This is a genomic window from Micromonospora sp. CA-269861 (assembly GCF_050948505.1).
Classification (GTDB): Bacteria; Actinomycetota; Actinomycetes; order Mycobacteriales; family Micromonosporaceae; genus Micromonospora.
Genome location: NZ_CP192014.1, coordinates 2,094,911 through 2,112,888 on the forward strand (window position 1 = coordinate 2,094,911; position 17,978 = coordinate 2,112,888).

Here is a 17,978-nt window from a genome sequence, read left to right on the forward strand (position 1 = left end):
TTCCCTGTGCCGGTCGGCCGGGCGGTGCCGGGCCACCGGGCCACCGGGACGCCGTCGCCCCGGGCCTGCCGCGACCGTGGACATCTCGGACCGTACCGGTCTGCGGACCGACGGGTAACCCATGACGGTCCTCGGTGGACGTCGAGCCCGGTCGGACCTGGACCGCTCGGCGCAGCCAGCCCGGCGCTCGGCTCGATTCCGCGCCGGACCCGGCCCGGACCGTCCAGTTGATAGTCGAGCATCTATGAATATCTCCGGGTGTGGTCGCCGTTTTCGGCGGACGGCGTACCACCGACCGTCCCGGACGACCTTCGAGGAGAGGTATCAACCATGCGATGGAACGCACGACAGGCCGCCGCCGGGGCCTTCGGGCTCGTCCTCGGCGCCGTGCTGGCGCTGGCCCAGGTCACACCCGCCCCAGGCCGAGTCGAACGGTGGCGTACGCGTGATGCCACTCGGTGACTCGATCACCGACGGTTTCAACGTGCCGGGCGGGTACCGGATCAACCTGTGGCAGCGGCTGGCCGGCGGCGGTTACACAGTCGACTTCGTCGGCTCGGGGTTCAACGGGCCGGCCAGCCTCGGTGACCACGACCACGAGGGCCACTCCGGCTGGCGGATCGACCAGCTCGACGCCAACATCGTCACCTGGTTGCGGGCCACCGACCCACGGACGGTGCTGCTGCACATCGGCACCAACGACGTGAACCAGAACTACAACCTCGCCAACGCTCCGGCCCGGCTCTCCGCCCTCATCGACAAGATCAGGTCGACGGCTCCGGGAGCGGATGTCTTCGTCGCCACCATCACCCCGGAAGCCGACCCGAACCTGGAGGCCCGGGTGCAGGCGTACAACGCGGCGATCCCCGGGATCGTGGCGCAGAAGGGCAGCAGGGTGCACCTGGTCGACATGCACGCCGCGCTCACCACCGCCGACCTCGCTGACGGCGTCCACCCGAACGCCGGCGGGTACGACAAGATGGCGGCCCGTTGGTTCACCGCGCTGCAGTCGGTGCCCGGCAGCCTGGTCCCGGCGGGCGGGCCGCCGGTAGGCACCGCCGTCGGCCTGGTCAACCCCGCCTCCGGGCGATGCCTCGACGTCTCCGGCGCCAGCACCACCGCCGGCGCCCCCACGATCATCTGGGACTGCCACGGGGGCACCAACCAGCGCTGGACCCGCACCGCCACGGGGGAGCTGCGCGTCTACGGCGATCGGTGCCTGGACGTGAACGGTGGAGCCAGCGCCGACGGCACGAGGGTGCAGATCTGGACCTGCAACGGCACCGCCGCGCAGCGCTTCACGTTCCGCACGGACGGCACGATCGTGCTCACAGCCGCCGGCAAGTGCGTCGACGTGACCTCCGGCGGCACGGCCAACGGCACGACCACGCAGCTCTGGACGTGCAACGGCAGCGGCGCCCAGCGCTGGTCCGTCCGCTAGCGGACACCCAGCGGACGCGGCCACCCTCCCGCTCCAGAATCAGGCCGGGCGACAGCACATCGACAGGGGCCCGCGCGTGTCCCCCCGATGACCGCCGCCGGTGGCCGGGATCGGCCAGGATGGGCGGGTGGCCGGTCCCGGCCGCGACGAGGAGGGTGGGCGATGCGGGTACGCGGACGGTTGACCTGGGGGCGGCGTGCTCGCGCGGGGGTGGTGCTGACCGCGCTGCTCGCGGGCGTGCTGCCGCCGGCCGTGGCGCTGGTGCCGGGCGCCGCCACGGCGGGCGCGGCGGCGGCGGGGACCCCGGTCTGCCAGGTGCGCGACGACCGGCTCCGCGAGATCTCCGGGATGGTCGCCACCGACGACGGGTACGTGGTGATCAACGACGGGGCCGACGACGAGGCCCGCCGCCGGATCTTCTTCCTCGACCAGCGCTGCGCGGTGGCGCGAACCGTCTCCTTCCCGTCCCGGCCCCGCGACACCGAGGACCTCGCCGTCGGCCGGGACGGCACCGTCTGGGTCGCCGACATCGGCGACAACGACCGCTCCCGGCCGACGGTCGGCGTGTGGCGGCTCGCGCCGGGGGCGGAGCAGCCGGTGCTGCACCGGATGACCTACCCGGACCGTCCGCACGACGCCGAGGCGCTGCTGCTGGACGCGTCCGGTCAACCGTTGATCGTCACCAAGGGCGGCAGTGGCACCGTCTTCCTGTACGCGCCGACCACCGCGCTGCGGGCGGAGGCGACGACGCCGCTGACCGCGCTCGGCCAGGTGACAGTACCGACGACCACGACCAGCAACCCGTTCTCGTTCCTGGGTCGCGGGGTGATCACCGGCGCGGCGAGCGCACCGGACGGTCGGCGGGTGGTGCTGCGCAGCTACGCCGACGCCTTCGAGTACGACGTGCCCGACGGCGACGTGGTGCGCGCGCTGACCACCGGCACCCCACGGATCACCCCGTTGCCGGACGAGCCCCAGGGCGAGTCGATCACCTACAGTCGCGACGGCCGGTCGTTGCTCACCGTCTCCGAGTCCGCCGGTCAACCTGCCGGCACCCGCTCGACGATCCTGCGCTACCCGGCCACGGCCACCACCGCCACCGCCGCGCCTCCCACGGAGTCCGCCGCTCCGGTGTTGCCCACCCTCGACCGTCCGATCGCCGAGGACACCACCGGGCTGAGTGAGCGGACCTGGCCGTTGGCGGTCGGCACCGGGACACTGCTGGTCCTGCTCGCGCTGGCCGGGGTGCTGCGGTGGAGGCACACCGCGCGCCGGTGAGCGGACCAGGCCTGCGGCAGGATGGGGGGATGTCCGTCCTGTCCACGTTGCGCCACCCGATCATCGCCGCCCCGATGGCCGGTGGCCCGTCCACGCCCGCGCTCGTGACCGCCGTGTCCGCAGCGGGTGGGCTGGGCTTCCTCGCCGCCGGCATGATCGACGCCGGCCGGCTGGTCGCCGACGTCGCCGAGGTCCGTGCCCGTACCGATCGGCCGTTCGGGGTCAACGTCTTCCTGCCCGACCCCGGCGGCGTCGACGAGGCCGCCATCCAGGCGTACGCCGAACGTCTCGCCCCGCAGGCCGCGCAGCGCGGGGTGAGCCTGGGCGAGCCGGTGGGCGGCGACGACGCGTACCTGGAGAAGCTGGCCGCGCTGCTCGCGGACCCGGTCCCGGTCGTGTCCTTCGTGTTCGGGCTGCCCGACCGGGCGGCGGTGACCGCCCTGCGCGAGCGCGGCACCGAGGTGTGGGCCACGGTGACCCGCCCGGAGGCAGCGATAGCCGCCGCCGATAGGGGTGTGGACGCGGTGGTGGTGCAGGGCACCGAGGCCGGCGGACATCGCGGTGGCCTACCGGACGACGACGACTACGGGCTGCTGCCGCTGCTCCGGCTGACCGCAGCCCGCTGTGACCGGCCGCTGGTGGCCGCCGGCGGCCTCGTCGACGGCCCCGCGGTGGCCGCCGTGCTGGCCGCCGGCGCCGCCGCCGCGCAACTCGGCACGGCCTTCCTGCGCTGCCCTGAGGCGGGCAGCTCGCCGATGCACCGGGCGGCGGTGGCCGGCGTTACGCCCACCGCGTTGACCCGGTCGTACACCGGTAAGCGGGCCCGTGGCGTGGCCAACGACTTCCTGCGCGAGCACGACACGGTGGCACCGCGCGGCTACCCCCAGGTGCTGCACCTGACGCGTCCGTTGCTCGCCGCCGCCCGGCGCGACGGGGACGCGTCGGTGGCCAATCTGTGGGCCGGGCAGGCGCACCCGCTGGCCCGGGACCTGCCCGCGGCGCAGGTGGTCGCCGAGGTGAGTGCCGACGCCCGGGCCGCGCTGGCCACAGTGGTCGAGCGGTCCAGCCGCTGGGGCTGACCAGCACACCGGCGACCGACTCGGGCGGGCGGGACAGGCCGGGCGGGCAACCCGTTAGAGTCTCGCCGTGATTGAGATCGGTGCGCAGGTCGACCTGTCCCACCCGCCTGAGCGGGTCTGGTTCGCACTTACCGATCGGGAGCTGCTCGGCCGGTGGTTCGCCGAGGCCGAGACGGTCGAGGGCGTACCGGACCGGATGCTGCTGCAGACGGCCGACCTGCCCGGCTTCGAGGCCAACGTCGAGGTCGAGGTGACCGAGCGGCAGGAGCCGGACCTCCTCGTGCTGGCCTGCGACGAGGCCGGCCGGCTCAGTGAGCTGACCTGCACGGTCACGGCCACGAAGCAGGGCTGCCGGATGGAGCTGCGGGAGGTCACCACGCACGGCGCGTGGTCCGCCGAGCAGCACGAGCCCCGCGAGCAGCAGCTCCGGCAGGCGCTGACCGTGCGGCTGCCGGCCATCCTCGACTGGCTCGCCTTCCAGCAGGTCGATCTGCGCCGCGGCGACGGCGGGATGACAGCCGAACTGCCGCTGGTCGGCGTACGCGGCAGGGCCGGCCGCAACCCCCGTCGGCGTCGCACGCTTGTCGCCGTGGTCGCCGGGGCCGTGCTGGTGGTGGGGACGGCGGCGTGGGTGACGTTGCCTCCCGACGCGAAGCCGGTCGCCGCGCCCGCGCCGACAGCCACCGCGTCGCCGAGCGTGGCGGCAGGCAGGACCACAGTTGCGCCCACGGCGACCCCCTCGGTACGCCCCACGCGGACCACCGCGTCGGCGACCACCCGCCCGAGCCGGACCCCGTCGGCGAAACCCTCGCGGACGCCCACGTCGGCCGCGCCACCCCCGCCGCAGGCGACGCCCATGGTGGCCCGCTACGAGACCGACTCCGACCGCCTGTTCGGCTACACGGGCGAGATCGTGGTCGGCAACCCCGGCGGCGCGCCGGTGGCGGACTGGTCCGTGGTGGTCACCCTCGCCGAAGGCACCACCGTCGACGACGTCGACGGCGCGAACTGGCGACAGGACGGACGGACGATCACCTTCACCGGCGCCGCCGTGGCGCCCGGGGGATCCCGGACGATCAACTTCGACGTCCGCGACAGCCGGCCGAAGGCCCGGGAACCGGAGAGCTGCGCGATCGGCGGGCAACCCTGCGCAGGCCTCTGACTAGGCTGCCGTCATGGCATTGCTGCACAAGGCGACCCTGCACCCCACGAAGCTGGACCTGCTGACGGCCTGGTTGCCCGACCGACAGTGGTTCGCCGGACCGAAGGGCGTCGAGGTGGTGAGCCGAGGCGCCTACCGCTTCGACGACCCGGCCGGCGAGGTCGGCATCGAGACGATCCTCATCGGAGCCGCCGACGGGCCGGTCCACCACGTTCCGCTCACCTACCGTGCCGCGCCCCTCGACGGTGCGGACGGCTGGCTGGTCGGCACCACCGAGCACTCGGTGCTCGGCCGGCGCTGGGTGTACGACGGCTGCGTCGACCCGGTGTACGCCGCCGCGCTCGCCCACGCGATCCTCACCGGCAGCGGCCAGGCGGAGCAGTACTTCGAGGTCGACGGCCGGCGCGAGGTGCGGGAGCCGACGGTGACTGTCGTCGTCGACGGCGTCACCGGCGTCCGCGTACCGGCCGTCGGCGCGGTGCGACGGGTGGTCGACGAGGACACCACGCTCATCGACACCGACACCGTCGAGCTGGTCGTCGTGCGCCGGCCGGGGGCCGGGGCCGACGCGTCGGCCGGGGCCACGCTGAGCGGCCGCTGGCACGGTCAGTCGACGACCGTGCCGCTGGCGTACGCCAGGACGCGCTGATCTGTTGCGTGCGGTGGGCGGCCCGAGAAGGTCGGGCCGCCCACCGCTCTCACCACTGCGCCGGAGGCGGGGGCGGCGACACGGGCGGCCGGTCGTCGCAGGTGATGGTGTTGGGCAGCAGCCACGGCGCGAGCCAGCCGCCGTCGTTACCGCCGCTGTCGGTCAGGGTGAACTCCGAACCGGCCGGGGTGAAGTGGAACGATCCGCAGTTGTTGACGCCGACCGCGCCCACGTTGCGGGCGTCCACGTTGGCGAACGAGGCCGACCCGGCCGCGCGGGCGCTGACCACCGAGGTGCCGGTGCCGTCGACCCGGACGTCCCGGAACCGCACGTCATTGATCGAGTAGAGATCCTTCACCGGCCAGTCGCTGACCAGCATGATCGCGTTGTACGTGTTGTCCAGGTACGCGTCGCCGGTCACCTCGATGGGCGCCTCGATGCTGCGGTCCAGGGCGAAGACCCAGATCGCGCCCAGCCCGATGTTCCAGTTCAGCTCGTACGTGCCGGCGCGGGCCGTGGTGTTGTTGGTGAACCGCAGGTACCCGGTGAACGGCTCCGCGCCGAAACGGGACCCGGCGTGCAGACCGCTGCCCTCGCGCACAGGGTCGGCGACCAGGTTGTGCGAGACGGTGGTGTCGGTGCCGCCGTAGATGGCGATGCCGTTGGCCAGGGTCGGTGACTGCACGGTGTTGTGGTCGAACGTGTTCCGCGCGTTGGCCGTCTTCTCCGACCACATCGCCAGGCCGTCGTCGCCGGTGTTGCGAACGAAGTTGTGCGCCACGAGGGAGTCGGTCACGCCGGTGTGGAAGTTGAGCGCGTCGGCGATCTGGTCGACGATGATGTTGTTGGTGACGCGGACGTTGCGCATCGGGCCGTCGAACCACAGGCCCGCCTTGGTGCGGTGCAGGTAGAGCCCGTCGATGGTGGAGTCACTCATCGCCCCACCGATCGCGTTGACCTGGTCGGTGTCGATGCGCTCGCGCACGTCGCCCTCGATGGTGAAGCCGGAGAGGTGCACGTTACGGCTGCCGCCGTCGGCAGCGTCGCGACCGTAGAACCCGACCCCGGTGTGCACCGAGCCGTCCGGCGCGGGGGTCGGCAGGGCGACCTCGCGGCCCTTGATGATGGTGTACCAGTTGCCGGCGCCCTCGATGGTCACGTCGTCGACGATGATGTGCCGGTTGACCTGGTAGGTGCCCGGTGGGATGTACACCTTGAGGTGGGCGCGCCGGGCGAAGGCGATGGCCCGGTCCAGCGCGTCGGCGGAGTCCCGCCGGCCGGTGGGGTCGGCGCCGAAGGCGAGCACGTTCGCCGCGAGCAGCCGGACGTGCGGCGCCGCGACCAACTCGGAGTCGAGCAGGTCGATGACGGTCCAGGCGGCGGCGCTACCGGGCGGCGCGGTGAGCCGGACCTTGTCGCCGGCCCGGTAGGTACGCCCGAGCAGCAGCCGCTGCTCGTCGTAGAAGTGGGTGGGCCGGAACGGCGTGCTGATGCTCGGGTACGGCGTGGTGGCCGACGGCACGCACTGGCACTCGGTGATCCACCAGTCCGGGTGCAGCAGCCCGGCCTGCGGGTCGTTGGTGAAGGGGTACTGGTTGTAGAGCCACGAGTACTGCGACGTGAGCGTCATGGTGCGCAGGTGCTTGCCGTTTACCGCGACCCGCAGCGGCGCGGTGATCCCACCGCCCTGCGGGGCGTCCGGGATGCTGTACCGCACGGTGATCCCGTTCGCCGCGCTGGGCAGGACGAACTCGACGTACTCGCCGGGGGTGAGCCGGACCGCCCGGCGGCCGGAAGCCTCCGCGGGCAGCGTGTAGGCGGACCGGTCGGGCCCGATTATCTCGCCGTTGGTGCGGGCGTTCTCGGCTTCCTGCTCGAGAAAGTCGACGTCCGCGCCCCGTCCGGCGACCAGCGCCGGATCGAGGGCGGCCCGGGTGACCACCGGCTGCGTGCCGGCGGACGCCTGTGGACTGGCGGTGGCCACGGTGGGCCCGGCGACCAGCACGGCGAGACCGGCCGCGAGCGCGACGGCGGTGCCGCCGGGCCGGCCGGGGCGTCCCCGGGCCGGCATGAGGCTGCGAAACATCGGTGACCCTCCTGGGTGGGTGGTGGTGGAGGTCCGCCCGGCGCTCCCCCGACGCCCGACATTGATCGTCATGATGCAGCACCAGACATGCCACTGCAAGACGCCTATCGAACAACGAAAATAAACGACTATCAGGCCGCAAGAAATGGACGGTCGTCGAGTTGAGGTGTCGCGCGTCGCCCGCCCCGACCAGCTCGCGCCCGGCGTAGGCTGATCCGCGTGGATCAAGAAGACCGGATCGCCCTATTCCTCGACTACGAGAACCTCGCGTTGGGCGCGCGTGACCATCGCGGCGGCGCGGCCTTCGACTTCCGGCCCATCGCCGACGCGCTGGCCGAACGCGGTCGGGTGGTGGTCCGCCGGGCGTACGCCGACTGGTCCTACTTCGACGAGGACCGTCGGATGCTCACCAGGTCCCATGTCGAGCTGATCGAGATCCCGCAGCGGATGGGCGCGTCCCGCAAGAACGCCGCGGACATCAAGATGGCGGTCGACGCGATCGAGTTGGCGTTCGAACGCGACTACATCTCCACCTTCGTGATCTGTAGTGGTGACAGCGACTTCACCCCGCTGGTGCACAAGCTTCGCGAGCTGAACAAGCGGGTCATCGGCGTCGGGGTCGAGGGGTCCACCTCGGGCCTGCTTCCCCCGGCGTGCGACGAGTTCCTCTACTACGACCGGCTGGAGGGTGTGGACATCCCGCCGGCCCGCGGTCGGCGTGCTCGTCCCACCACCCGGCAGGCCGGCGCGGAGCAGCGCCCACCGGAGCCGGAGCGGGAGGTGGACCGTCGACCGGAGGGCGAAGAACCCGAACGGGACGTTGACACCCTCGCCGTGCTCGTCGCCCAGTCGGTCGCGGGATTGCAGGGCAGCGCCAACGGTGAGGTCACCGCCTCCCGACTCAAGCGCACCCTGCTGCGCAAGGACCCGACCTTCAGCGAGTCCGACTACGGCTTCCGCACCTTCGGGGAACTGCTGCGGCACCTCGCCGAGCGCAACGTGATCGAGCTGGCCGAGGGCCCGGCCAAGGGTGACCCCGAGGTCTCGCTGCCCGAGCACGGCGACCGGGAGGTGGCGTTCGGCCTGCTCCGGGGCGTCGTGGCGGACCTCGGTAGCAGCGGCAACCCGGTGGCGTTGTCCGGGTTGAAGAACCAGGTACGCCGGGCCCGCCCGGACTTCAGCGAGAAGAAGCTCGGCTACCGCAGCTTCCTGCAGTTCTGCAAGGCCGCGGCCACCGCCGGCGTACTGGATCTGCGCTGGAGCCCGGAGGCCGACGACTACCTCCTGACCACCCAGACCTGACCGCCCTGGGTCCTCGCGCGTCGATCAAGAGGTTTGCGTCATCGGGAGCGTGCTTGATGACGCGAACCTCTTGATCGACAGGGTTCGGGGGTGGGGGTTGCGGGGAGGGTGCACAGTAGGGCTTCCTGATTTGCAAGTCAGGAGCGGGAGAACCGCCCGTTATGGTTTCGAACCGTCAACGGTTGGGCCGAAATGCGCCTGGAATGTCGCCCTTGCCCCAGTCCGGGCATACCTGCGCCGTACCCTCGGCGCGGGAATTGCTATACGGTCGGCGAATGAAGGTGGAGGAACACTGGTGGAACGGAGACACGACCCCGCGCGGGCGCCGGGACGTGTACATCCGTACTGACGGGCAGGGTTGGGAGGTCCGCGCCCAGATCGGTGGGGCGTCGGGTCGTGAGCGGGTGCAGCAGTGCCCCAGCCGGGCCTCGGCGGCCATCCTCGCCGACGCCTGGCGCGGCACCCACCCATCCTGGCGCGAGCTGAAGCAGCGCTGATCCGGCACCGGGCCGGGTCGGCAACGCTCCCGGGCTCCAGCCCGGCGCGCCCGCCGACCGGCCCGGCGCTCGGTACACCGGTCCACCGAACGCGCTCAGCGGTCGCTCTCCGGCCACGTGTAGCGCACAGGGTCACCGCTTCTGCAGCATGACGGAAGCAACCTCGGCCAGAAGCGCCAACGCCCAATCCAGTTGCGGGCAGTTGTCGCGACCTCGGCACTCAAGGCAGCCGCCCGCTCGCCACGGTCTGTCGTACGCCCGAGTCCAGTGCGTATTCAATACCCGTCCGGCCGTGAACAACTCGGTCGCCTTGGACACGGGCTCGTCGATCGCCATGATCGGCACCCTTCCGCGAGACGCGATCAGGCCCTCCCAGAGCCGACAGGTTCAGCGTCGCCCCTGGGAGGGGGTGGCCCGGTCCGCCGTTGCCGAACGAAGGAAACTGACCACTGCCTTCGACCTTAGAGACCTTTAGTACCTAAGGCAATGTTGGTGTTGAAGGTGTGTTGGCAGCGTGGTCCGATGAAAGGTGCCGAACGAAGGAACCTTCACATGCCCATACCTACCGGCGGATACCGAGAGGTGGCCGATGACCTCGCCGCTCGCATCAAGAGCGGCGAGTACGCGGCAGGGGAGCGTCTTCCCACGTACAACGAACTATCGGACCTCTACGACGTCAGTGTGACCACGGTCCAGCGGGCGATCATCGTTCTTCAGACCCGCGGCTTGGTGGTGGGTCTCCAGGGCCGTGGCTTGTGGGTCGCCGAGGACATCTGATCAAGGGATGGTGGCAGACCTCCGTGTCTCCGCCCTCAGGTCGGGTACACGCAGATGTGCCGGTCGCGCCCGATGGAGGTCGCCCATGTCGCAGGGTCCCGACGAGGACAACCCCAGGCTCGACGAGGAGGTCCGGGAGGCCGAGCGGCGGCTCGCCGACCTCGCCACCCCGTCCGACGACGCGCTGAGCGACGACGCGCTGGTTGACGACGACGCGTTGACCGACGACGACGCCCGGGCGCCGGACGACGCCCCCTCCGAGCGGGACGCCGACTGATGCTGCCCGTAGGCATGATCCACTCGTCTTCCGTGAAATCGCGGTGTTGCAGGCGGTCTGACACCGCGACTTTCACAAAACCGAGTTGATCAACGCGCGCAATCGCCGAGGGTGCCTGCCCGGCGTCCTGCCGGACAGGCACCCAGGGTGGGTCAGCGCTTCAGCGTGAAGGTGAAGTCGCCGGAGAGCTTGCCGCTCAACCGGACCGCCGAAACGACTTTCCCCTCCGTGATCAGCCGGTCGACCTCGGCCCGCGACAGACCAATACCGTCGGCGATCAGTCGGGTCGGTCGGACCGGGATCCGCGCCGCGTTGCGGACCGCGACATCGATCATGTCGCGGTCCAGGTGATCCGATCCGCCGGTGTCGAGACGCCAGGCGTCGGTCCAGTCCAGGACGAACCGGTTTCGGTGCTGAACGGTCGGGTCCTGGAGCAGGTCGGCGGTCAGGCCCGGGTCGTTGGCATGGAGCCGGTCCAGCAGTTCGGGTGGGATGGAGCGCACGGTCATCCGCTCCAGGACAGTGAGCTTCGCCGTCTCCCCGCACGCGGTGCAGAGCGCGAGAAGCCAGGCGTCGAGGAGCTTGTGGTTGGCGTTGACGCGGAACTTGCCGCTCGCCCGAAGGCGTTGGGACGCGCACGCGTGGCAACGGCGCTTGATGATGGGCAGGCAGGTGGGCACGACGGCCCAATTTTTGAGCACAGAGGTACACCGGTTTCAGTGAGAAATCCGCAGCAAAAGGAGCGCGGCGCAGATGGCGCGACGCGCGACAGATCAGCTCTCGGGAGGTCTCACAGGGTGTACAACGGCACGTCCTTGCCTAGACGACCAAGTTGCGCAGCACGGTAACGGCGCACGGCGGCGCCGCTCCACTGGTTTTCGCGCAGACCTCAGCAGCCCAGGTGGCAGGAGGCGCCGACCGGCCCGGTCAGGCGGCCGGGACCGGCAGCACGACGCCCTCGGCCGCCGACCGGCCCGGTCAGGCGGCCGGGACCGGCAGCACGACGCCCTCGGCCGCCGACCGGTGCGCCAGCTCAATCAACTCGACGGTGTCGACCGAGTCCCGTGGGTCCACCGGCATCGGTGTGCCGTCACGCAGCGCGGCCGCCACCTGCGCGTAGAAGCTCTGGTACGCGCCGGGCTCGGTCGGCACCGGCCGCAGGTCACCGTCGACGCCGAGCAGGCCGTAGCGGTCCGGCGGGACCTCGCCCCAGCCCGGCTGGTCCGGTCGGCCGCCGTCGTGCAGCGCCGCCTCCTGCACGTCCAGCCCGTAGCTGGTGTAGCCGGCCCGGTCGCCCAGCACCCGCAGGCGCGGCCCGAGCTGGGCGGTCACCGCGCCCATCCACAGGTGCGAGTGGACCCCGTTGGCGTGGGTCAACGCCACGAAGGCGTCGTCGTCGACGGCCGCGCCGGCGCGGCGACGGTCTACTTCCGCGTAGACGCGGTCGACAGGGCCGAACAGCTGCACCGCCTGGTCGACGAGGTGGGCGCCGAGGTCGAAGAGGGCACCCCCGGCCTCCTCCGGACCGGCGAGTTCCCGCCAGCCCGGCTTGATGGTCGGCCGGAACCGCTCGAACCGGGACTCGAAGCGCAGCACCTGCCCCAACTCGCCCTGCTCGACCAGGCGGCGGACGGTCAGGAAGTCGCCGTCCCAGCGCCGGTTCTGGAAGACGGTCAGCGGCACCCCACGCTCGGTCGCCTCGTCGATCAGCGCGCGACCCTCGGCCGCCGTGGCCACCAACGGCTTGTCGACGACGACCGGAAGGCCTGCGGCGAGCGCCGCGCGCGCCAGCGGCACGTGGTGCCGGTTCGGCGTCGCCACCACGACCAGGTCCAGGGCGTCCGGGGTACGCCACAACTCGTCGGCGTCGTCGACCAGGCGGGCGTCCGGGAAGTGCTGTCCCGCCTGCTCGCGCCGCTGCGGATCACGGGTCACGATGGCGTCGAGCCGCAGCCCGGGGGTTGCGGCGATCAGCGGTGCGTGGAACACCCGGCCCGCCAGCCCGTACCCCAGCAGACCAACCCGCAGCGCCTTCGCCATGCCGTGCCCCCGTCTCCCTGGTCCGCGCCCTGACCTGGCGTCGGTACCGCTGAGGTGAATCTACGCCCGGGGTGGCCGGGCCCGATCTCGGCCCGTCAGCTCGCCGGATCGGCGCGCAGGTAGGTGAGGACGGCGAGCACCCGACGGTTGGTGTCGTCGCTGGGTGGCAGGTCGAGCTTCAACAGGATGTTGCCGACGTGCTTGCCGACCGCCGCCTCGCTCACGTGCAGCCGGCCGGCGATCGACGCGTTGGACCGCCCCTCGGCGAGTAGCGCCAAGACCTCGCGTTCCCGGGCGGACAGCGCGGCGAGCGGGTCGCGGGGGCGGTGCAGGAGCTGCCGGACCACGTCCGGGTCGATGGCGGTGCCACCTCCGGCGACCCGGTGCAGCGTGTCGACGAACTCGGTGACCTCGGCGACCCGGTCCTTGAGCAGGTAGCCCACCCGTTGGCCGTCGCCGCTGTCCAGCAGCGCCGCCGCGTACCCGGTCTGCACGTACTGGCTGAGCACCACGACCGGGAGGTGGGGGCGCTCGGCGCGCAGCGCGACGGCCGCGCGCAGCCCGTCGTCGCGGCGGCCGGGCGGCATCCGGATGTCGGTGAGCACCAGGTCCGGTTGGTGTTCGCGGGCCGCCGCCAGCAGTTCGGGCGCGGAGCCGACGGCCGCGCACACCGTGAAGTCGAAGCGGGTCAGCAGGGCGACCAGCCCCTCCCGCAGCAGCACCTCGTCCTCGGCGAGCACCACCCGGGTCACCGGCGGCATGGCAGCTCCACCCGGACCACTGTAGGCCCGCCGGGAGGGCTGGACAGCAGCAGCCGGCCGTCCACCGCGGCGACCCGATCGGCGAGCCCGGTCAGGCCGGTGCCCAGGGCCGGGTCGGCGCCGCCGTGGCCGTCGTCGGTCACCTCGACGACGAGGTCACCGCCGGCCCGGGTGAGGCGTACGTCGGCGCGCGTCGCCTGGGCGTGCCGGGCGACATTGCCCAGCGCCTCGGAGACCACGAAGTAGGCGGTGGTCTCCACGATCTCCGACAACTCGTCGTGCAGGTCGGCGTGCACGGTGACCGGGATGGTGGCGGCGTCGGCCAGCTCGCGTACGGCGCCGGCAAGGCCGAGGTCGGTGAGGCTCTGCGGGCGGATGCCGTGCACCAACTGCCGCAGCATCACCATCAGGCCCCGGGCCTGGTCGTGCGCCACGGCGAGGGGTCGGGAGGCGGGGGAGTCCTCGGGTACGTCCAGCCGGGCCAGCCCCAGCTGGAGGGTGAGGCTGGTGAGCCGGGGCTGTGCGCCGTCGTGCAGGTCGCGTTCGATGCGGCGGCGTTCGGCCTCGTACGCCCCGACCAGCCGGGTGCGGGAGCGGGTGACCTCGCGCAGCGCCGCCGCGTCCACCGGTCGGGCCAGCACCCACCGGGCCACGGCCCCCTGGAGCGCGGCGAGCAGCCCGGCGGCGTACCAGAGCACCGGGATCAGCAGCACCCCCACGATCGCGTACGGAACGGCCTCGCCGGTGCTGTCGATCGGCTGCCAGATCACCACCGGCTCGTTGGCGTCGCCGGCCAGCCAGGGGCTGGTGATCATTCCGAGGTCGAGGAGCACCAGCACCAGGAACACCCAGTACGCGACAGGCGTGAACCCGCCCAGCCAGAACAGGTACGCCACCTCCCGCCAGGTCGCGGCGCTGCGGTAGCGGGCGGCCAGGCCCGGCCACGGCGACGAGGGCAGCGGACGGTTGTCGACGAGCCGGACCCGCCACCGCTCGACGGCGGAGACCGCGAAGCTCAGGATCGGGGCCAGCGCCACCAGGATGACGCTTCCGGTGATCAGGAACAGCATCAGCGCGATGCTCGGCGGTCGGCCGTGCTGCCGGAGCGTGCTGAAGACGGGCAGCATGGGCGCGCCGATGATGAGCAGCCCGACGCCGAGCACGCCGGCGATCGGCACGGTGGTCACCAGGTAGGCCAGTGCGCGCCAGGGCCACGCCGAGATCAGCCAGCGGCGGCGGCGCAGCGCCTCGGCCAGGTGCGAAGGGTGTTCCGTGGTCATGCAGCAGACGCTAATCGGGAGCGACCGGCCGCCCCAGCCGTCCAGATCCACTCTTCGGGGTATGCCCAGCACTACCGCCGAACGGGTGTGCGAGGTCCGAAAACGGGAAGAACGCGCCGTCGCGCGGCCCGCGTGACCTGTGCTGGCGGCGGCTGGAGAGACATGGGTGCCAGAACCTTCGTGGTGGTCGGCGGGACCAGCGGTCTCGGCCTCGCGGTGGCCCGACTGCTCGTGAACGAGCATCAGGTCGTGGTCTTCGGCAACGTGCCGGCCGAGGTCGCTGCCGCAACCGACGAGTTGGGTTGCGACGGTGCCGTCTGCGACATCTCCTCCTACGAGCAGGTACGCGACGGGTTCGCCGAGGTGGTCGAGCGCTACGGCACGATCGACGGGGTGGCGGCCTGCGCCTCGATGTGGGCGGGCGGCGACCTGGGGGATCTGTCGGTGGAGCACATCCGCCGGGCCGTGGAGATCAACGTTCTGGGCATCACGTACCTGCTGCGGGAAGCGGTGCAGCATCTGCACCGGCAGGGTCACGGCAACGTCGTGTACATCGGCGCGCTGGCGCTGGCGGCCCCCCGGCCCGGCATCCCCGTCTACCGAGCCACCAAGAGCTACGGCAACAGCCTTGTCGAATCGCTGGCCGAGGCCCAGCACAGCAACCGGGTCAAGGTAATGCAGCTGCATCCCGGCCCGATGCCGACGCGGCTACAGGAACGGGTGGGCGCCGAGTTCCTGGACGAGGTGTACGCCATGCCCGAACAGGTCGCCACCGAGGTCGTCCGGCTGCTGCTGCTCGAACCCGACGACCTCTACGTCTCCGGTGAGCGCGTGCTGCGCGCGGACGGGCGGTGGTGACGGCCGCAGCCGGAGCCGCCGACCGTCCGGCCTCGGCCTGGGCGCCGCTGCGTACGGCGGTCTACCGCAACCTGTGGCTGGCCCTGCTCGCCGCGAACATCGGCACCTGGATGCAGACCGTCGGCGCGCAATGGCTGCTGATCAACCACTCCAACGCCTCGACCCTTGTCGCGTTGGTGCAGACCGCCAGTCTGCTGCCGGTCCTGCTGCTGGCGTTGCCCGCCGGGGTGCTGGCCGACAGCTTCGACCGCCGGCACCTGCTGATCGCCGTGCAGCTGTTCCTGGTGGCGGTCGCGGTGGCGCTGACCCTGCTCACACTGACCGGCCGGATGCCGCCGGCGCTGCTGCTCACCCTCACCTTCGCGTTCGGGGTCGGGCAGGCGCTGACCCTGCCGGCCTGGGCGGCGGTGATCCCGGAGCTGGTGCCGCAGGACCAACTGCGGTCGGCGTCCGCGCTCGGGTCGATAAGCGTGAACGTGGCGAGGGCGGTCGGGCCCGCGGTGGCAGGCGTGCTGATCGCCCGTACCGGCGTCGCCCCGGTCTTCGGCATCAACGCGGTCGCCTTCGCGATCTTCGCGTACGCGCTGTGGCGCTGGCGGCCCGGCAACGCCCGCGCGGTCGAGGTGCCCGAGCGGTTCGCCGCCGCGTTGCGCGCGGGCAGCCGCTACGTCCGCCACTCGCCGACCGTCCGCCGGCTGTTGCGCCGTGCGCTGGTCTTCGTGGTCCCGGCCAGCGCGTTGTGGGCGTTGCTGCCGTTGGTCGCGAATCGGCGGCTGGGGCTGGGCTCCGGCGGGTACGGGGTGCTGCTGGCCGCCCTCGGGGTGGGCGCCATCGCGGGTGGCGTGCTGCTGGCCGTGATCCGTACCCGGCTGTCGGCCAACCAGCTCCTGCTGATCGCCGGGGCGCTGTTCACCGTGGCGCTGACCGTGGTCGGCACCGTGCGGGTGGTGCCGCTGGTGCTCCTCGCCCTGCTGCCCGCCGGTGCGGCCTGGGTGACGGTGCTGGCCAACGTCAACGCCGAGATGCAGCTCTACCTGCCGAGCTGGGTACGGGCCCGGGGCCTGGCCGTGTACCAGGTGTGCTTCGCCGGTGGGCAGGCGCTCGGCGCGCTGGTCTGGGGGTTGGTGGCCGACATGGCCGGGCTGGTGGTCGCGTACCTGGCCGCGGCGGCGCTGATGCTTGTCGGCACCCTGACGAGTCGGATCTGGCCGTTGCCGGACCTGCGGTCGGTGAACCGTGAACCGGCGGCCTACTGGCCCCAACTGCACCTCGCGCACGAGCCGGACCCGGGGGTGGGGCCGGTGCTGGTGACGGTGCAGTACACGGTGCGGCCGGAGCGGACCCAACGGTTCCTGTCGGCGATGGACCTGGTGCGTGGCGCGCGGCAGCGGACCGGCGCGATGCGCTGGGGGCTGTTCCGCCCGGCCGAGACGACCGACCGGTTCGTCGAGGTGTACCTGGTGCCGTCCTGGGACGAGCATCTGCGCCAGCACGGTGGCCGGTTGACAGGTGAGGACCGCGCCGCCGAGCAACGGGCCCGGGAGCTGACCGACGGGGAGCCGGAGGTCCGACACCTGGTGCCCGCCGCCGCCGGTCCGACGCTGTCGGACGACCGCGAGGCGCTCTGAACCACGCCCTGTCGCGACCGCACGGCGCATCCGCCAGCAGGCCGGCGCGGACGTACGGCGTACGGCCGCGTTGTTAGGATGGCCGCACCATGGCGAGTGAGCGCAAGGCGACCGCGGACCCGGCCCGCAGCCTGGCCCTTCTCTGGCGCACCCGGGAGCCGACCAGCCGCAGCGCCGGTCCGGCGCTCAGCGTCGAGCGGATCGTGCGGGCCGCGATCGACATCGCCGACGCCGAGGGGCTCGACGCGCTGACCATGCGCCGGGTCGGTGAGGCGCTGGGGGTCGGCACGATGTCGGTCTACACGTACGTGCCGGGCAAGGCCGAACTCGTCGCCGTCATGATCGACACCGCGTACGGCGAGATGCCGCGCCCCACCGTCGAGGGTGACTGGCGCACCAGGCTGGAGCGGATCGCCCGCGACAACCTGGCGCTCTACCAGCGGCATCCCTGGATGCTGCGGGCCGAGACGACCCGACCGGTGCTCGGCCCACACCTGATGGCCAAGTACGACTACGAGCTCGGCGCGGTCGTCGACATCGGGCTCACCGACGTCGAGGTCGACGCGGTGCTCACCCTCGTGCTGGGTCACGTGAAGAGCGCCGCGCGGGCCGCCTCCGAGGTGGTCGACCTGGAGCGCGAGACCGGCCTGACCGACGGCCAGTGGTGGCAGTCGCACGCGCCCTGGCTGGAGACGTTCATGGCCGCCGACGCCTACCCGACAGCCTCCCGGGTCGGCACCGCGGCCGGCCAGCAGCACGGTGCCGCGTACGGCCCGGAGTACGCGTTCGAGTTCGGCCTGCAACGCGTCCTCGACGGGATCTCGGTGGTGGTCGCCGAGCGGGCGGCCAACCGGTAGCCAGCC

Annotated in this window: 18 protein-coding genes; 12 read left to right on the top strand and 6 right to left on the bottom strand. The window is 72.0% G+C overall.

Going from position 1 to position 17,978, the window contains the following annotated elements:
* The first annotated feature begins 448 nt into the window (after positions 1 to 448).
* The 5 genes from ACQP0U_RS09630 to ACQP0U_RS09650 all read left to right on the top strand — a co-directional run bounded on the left by ACQP0U_RS09630 (position 449) and on the right by ACQP0U_RS09650 (position 5,609).
* Complete coding sequence (locus ACQP0U_RS09630) at positions 449 to 1,441, top strand: lectin (protein ID WP_433317644.1); 993 nt, start codon at positions 449 to 451, stop codon at positions 1,439 to 1,441.
* 162 nt (positions 1,442 to 1,603) lie between these two features.
* A complete protein-coding gene (locus ACQP0U_RS09635) occupies positions 1,604 to 2,719 on the top strand; it encodes a hypothetical protein (RefSeq protein ID WP_433317646.1) in 1,116 nt (371 codons plus the stop codon).
* A gap of 29 nt (positions 2,720 to 2,748) precedes the next feature.
* Entirely contained in the window at positions 2,749 to 3,798 is a 1,050-nt protein-coding gene (locus ACQP0U_RS09640) for an NAD(P)H-dependent flavin oxidoreductase (protein ID WP_433317648.1), read from the top strand.
* 67 nt (positions 3,799 to 3,865) lie between these two features.
* Positions 3,866 to 4,960, top strand: a complete 1,095-nt coding sequence (locus ACQP0U_RS09645; protein WP_433317649.1) for an SRPBCC domain-containing protein — start codon at positions 3,866 to 3,868, stop codon at positions 4,958 to 4,960.
* A gap of 13 nt (positions 4,961 to 4,973) precedes the next feature.
* A complete protein-coding gene (locus ACQP0U_RS09650; RefSeq protein ID WP_433317651.1) occupies positions 4,974 to 5,609 on the top strand; it encodes a CG0192-related protein in 636 nt (211 codons plus the stop codon).
* Positions 5,610 to 5,658: 49 nt separating this feature from the next.
* Here ACQP0U_RS09650 and ACQP0U_RS09655 read toward each other — a convergent pair whose 3' ends face one another.
* Entirely contained in the window at positions 5,659 to 7,695 is a 2,037-nt protein-coding gene (locus tag ACQP0U_RS09655; RefSeq protein WP_433317653.1) for a glycosyl hydrolase family 28-related protein, read from the bottom strand.
* Between the two features lie 219 nt (positions 7,696 to 7,914).
* On the opposite strand from ACQP0U_RS09655, the gene ACQP0U_RS09660 reads away from it, so the two are divergent.
* Together ACQP0U_RS09660 and ACQP0U_RS09665 are read left to right on the top strand one after the other, a co-directional pair.
* A complete protein-coding gene (locus ACQP0U_RS09660) occupies positions 7,915 to 8,997 on the top strand; it encodes an NYN domain-containing protein (RefSeq protein WP_433317655.1) in 1,083 nt (360 codons plus the stop codon).
* Positions 8,998 to 9,272: 275 nt separating this feature from the next.
* Positions 9,273 to 9,494, top strand: a complete 222-nt coding sequence (locus ACQP0U_RS09665) for a hypothetical protein (protein WP_030335934.1) — start codon at positions 9,273 to 9,275, stop codon at positions 9,492 to 9,494.
* A gap of 132 nt (positions 9,495 to 9,626) precedes the next feature.
* Here the strand turns inward: ACQP0U_RS09665 and ACQP0U_RS09670 are convergent, their stop codons facing one another.
* Positions 9,627 to 9,830, bottom strand: a complete 204-nt coding sequence (locus ACQP0U_RS09670; RefSeq protein ID WP_433317657.1) for a hypothetical protein — start codon at positions 9,828 to 9,830, stop codon at positions 9,627 to 9,629.
* 216 nt (positions 9,831 to 10,046) lie between these two features.
* Between ACQP0U_RS09670 and ACQP0U_RS09675 the strand changes: the two genes are divergently transcribed.
* A complete protein-coding gene (locus ACQP0U_RS09675; protein ID WP_433317659.1) occupies positions 10,047 to 10,271 on the top strand; it encodes a winged helix-turn-helix domain-containing protein in 225 nt (74 codons plus the stop codon).
* Between the two features lie 85 nt (positions 10,272 to 10,356).
* Positions 10,357 to 10,548, top strand: coding sequence for a hypothetical protein (locus ACQP0U_RS09680; protein WP_433317661.1), 192 nt, complete (start codon positions 10,357 to 10,359; stop codon positions 10,546 to 10,548).
* A 152-nt stretch (positions 10,549 to 10,700) separates the two neighbouring features.
* Here ACQP0U_RS09680 and ACQP0U_RS09685 read toward each other — a convergent pair whose 3' ends face one another.
* From ACQP0U_RS09685 to ACQP0U_RS09700, 4 genes are all read right to left on the bottom strand, one after another.
* A complete protein-coding gene (locus tag ACQP0U_RS09685) occupies positions 10,701 to 11,249 on the bottom strand; it encodes a DUF1062 domain-containing protein (RefSeq protein WP_433317663.1) in 549 nt (182 codons plus the stop codon).
* Between the two features lie 277 nt (positions 11,250 to 11,526).
* A complete protein-coding gene (locus ACQP0U_RS09690; RefSeq protein ID WP_433317665.1) occupies positions 11,527 to 12,588 on the bottom strand; it encodes a Gfo/Idh/MocA family oxidoreductase in 1,062 nt (353 codons plus the stop codon).
* A 95-nt stretch (positions 12,589 to 12,683) separates the two neighbouring features.
* Positions 12,684 to 13,349, bottom strand: a complete 666-nt coding sequence (locus ACQP0U_RS09695) for a response regulator transcription factor (RefSeq protein WP_433317667.1) — start codon at positions 13,347 to 13,349, stop codon at positions 12,684 to 12,686.
* Positions 13,337 to 14,629 (bottom strand): sensor domain-containing protein, encoded by a 1,293-nt coding sequence (locus ACQP0U_RS09700; RefSeq protein ID WP_433317669.1) that lies wholly within the window; start codon positions 14,627 to 14,629, stop codon positions 13,337 to 13,339. The genes ACQP0U_RS09695 and ACQP0U_RS09700 overlap by 13 nt, the downstream gene beginning before the upstream one ends.
* Positions 14,630 to 14,791: 162 nt before the next feature.
* On the opposite strand from ACQP0U_RS09700, the gene ACQP0U_RS09705 reads away from it, so the two are divergent.
* From ACQP0U_RS09705 to ACQP0U_RS09715, 3 genes are all read left to right on the top strand, one after another.
* Positions 14,792 to 15,487, top strand: a complete 696-nt coding sequence (locus tag ACQP0U_RS09705) for an SDR family NAD(P)-dependent oxidoreductase (RefSeq protein ID WP_433317671.1) — start codon at positions 14,792 to 14,794, stop codon at positions 15,485 to 15,487.
* On the top strand, positions 15,481 to 17,115 hold the full coding sequence (locus ACQP0U_RS09710) for an MFS transporter (RefSeq protein WP_433317673.1): 1,635 nt from the start codon (positions 15,481 to 15,483) through the stop codon (positions 17,113 to 17,115). Before ACQP0U_RS09705 ends, ACQP0U_RS09710 begins: the two co-directional genes overlap by 7 nt.
* A gap of 89 nt (positions 17,116 to 17,204) precedes the next feature.
* On the top strand, positions 17,205 to 17,972 hold the full coding sequence (locus ACQP0U_RS09715) for a TetR/AcrR family transcriptional regulator (protein ID WP_433317675.1): 768 nt from the start codon (positions 17,205 to 17,207) through the stop codon (positions 17,970 to 17,972).
* The last annotated feature ends 6 nt before the right edge of the window (positions 17,973 to 17,978 follow it).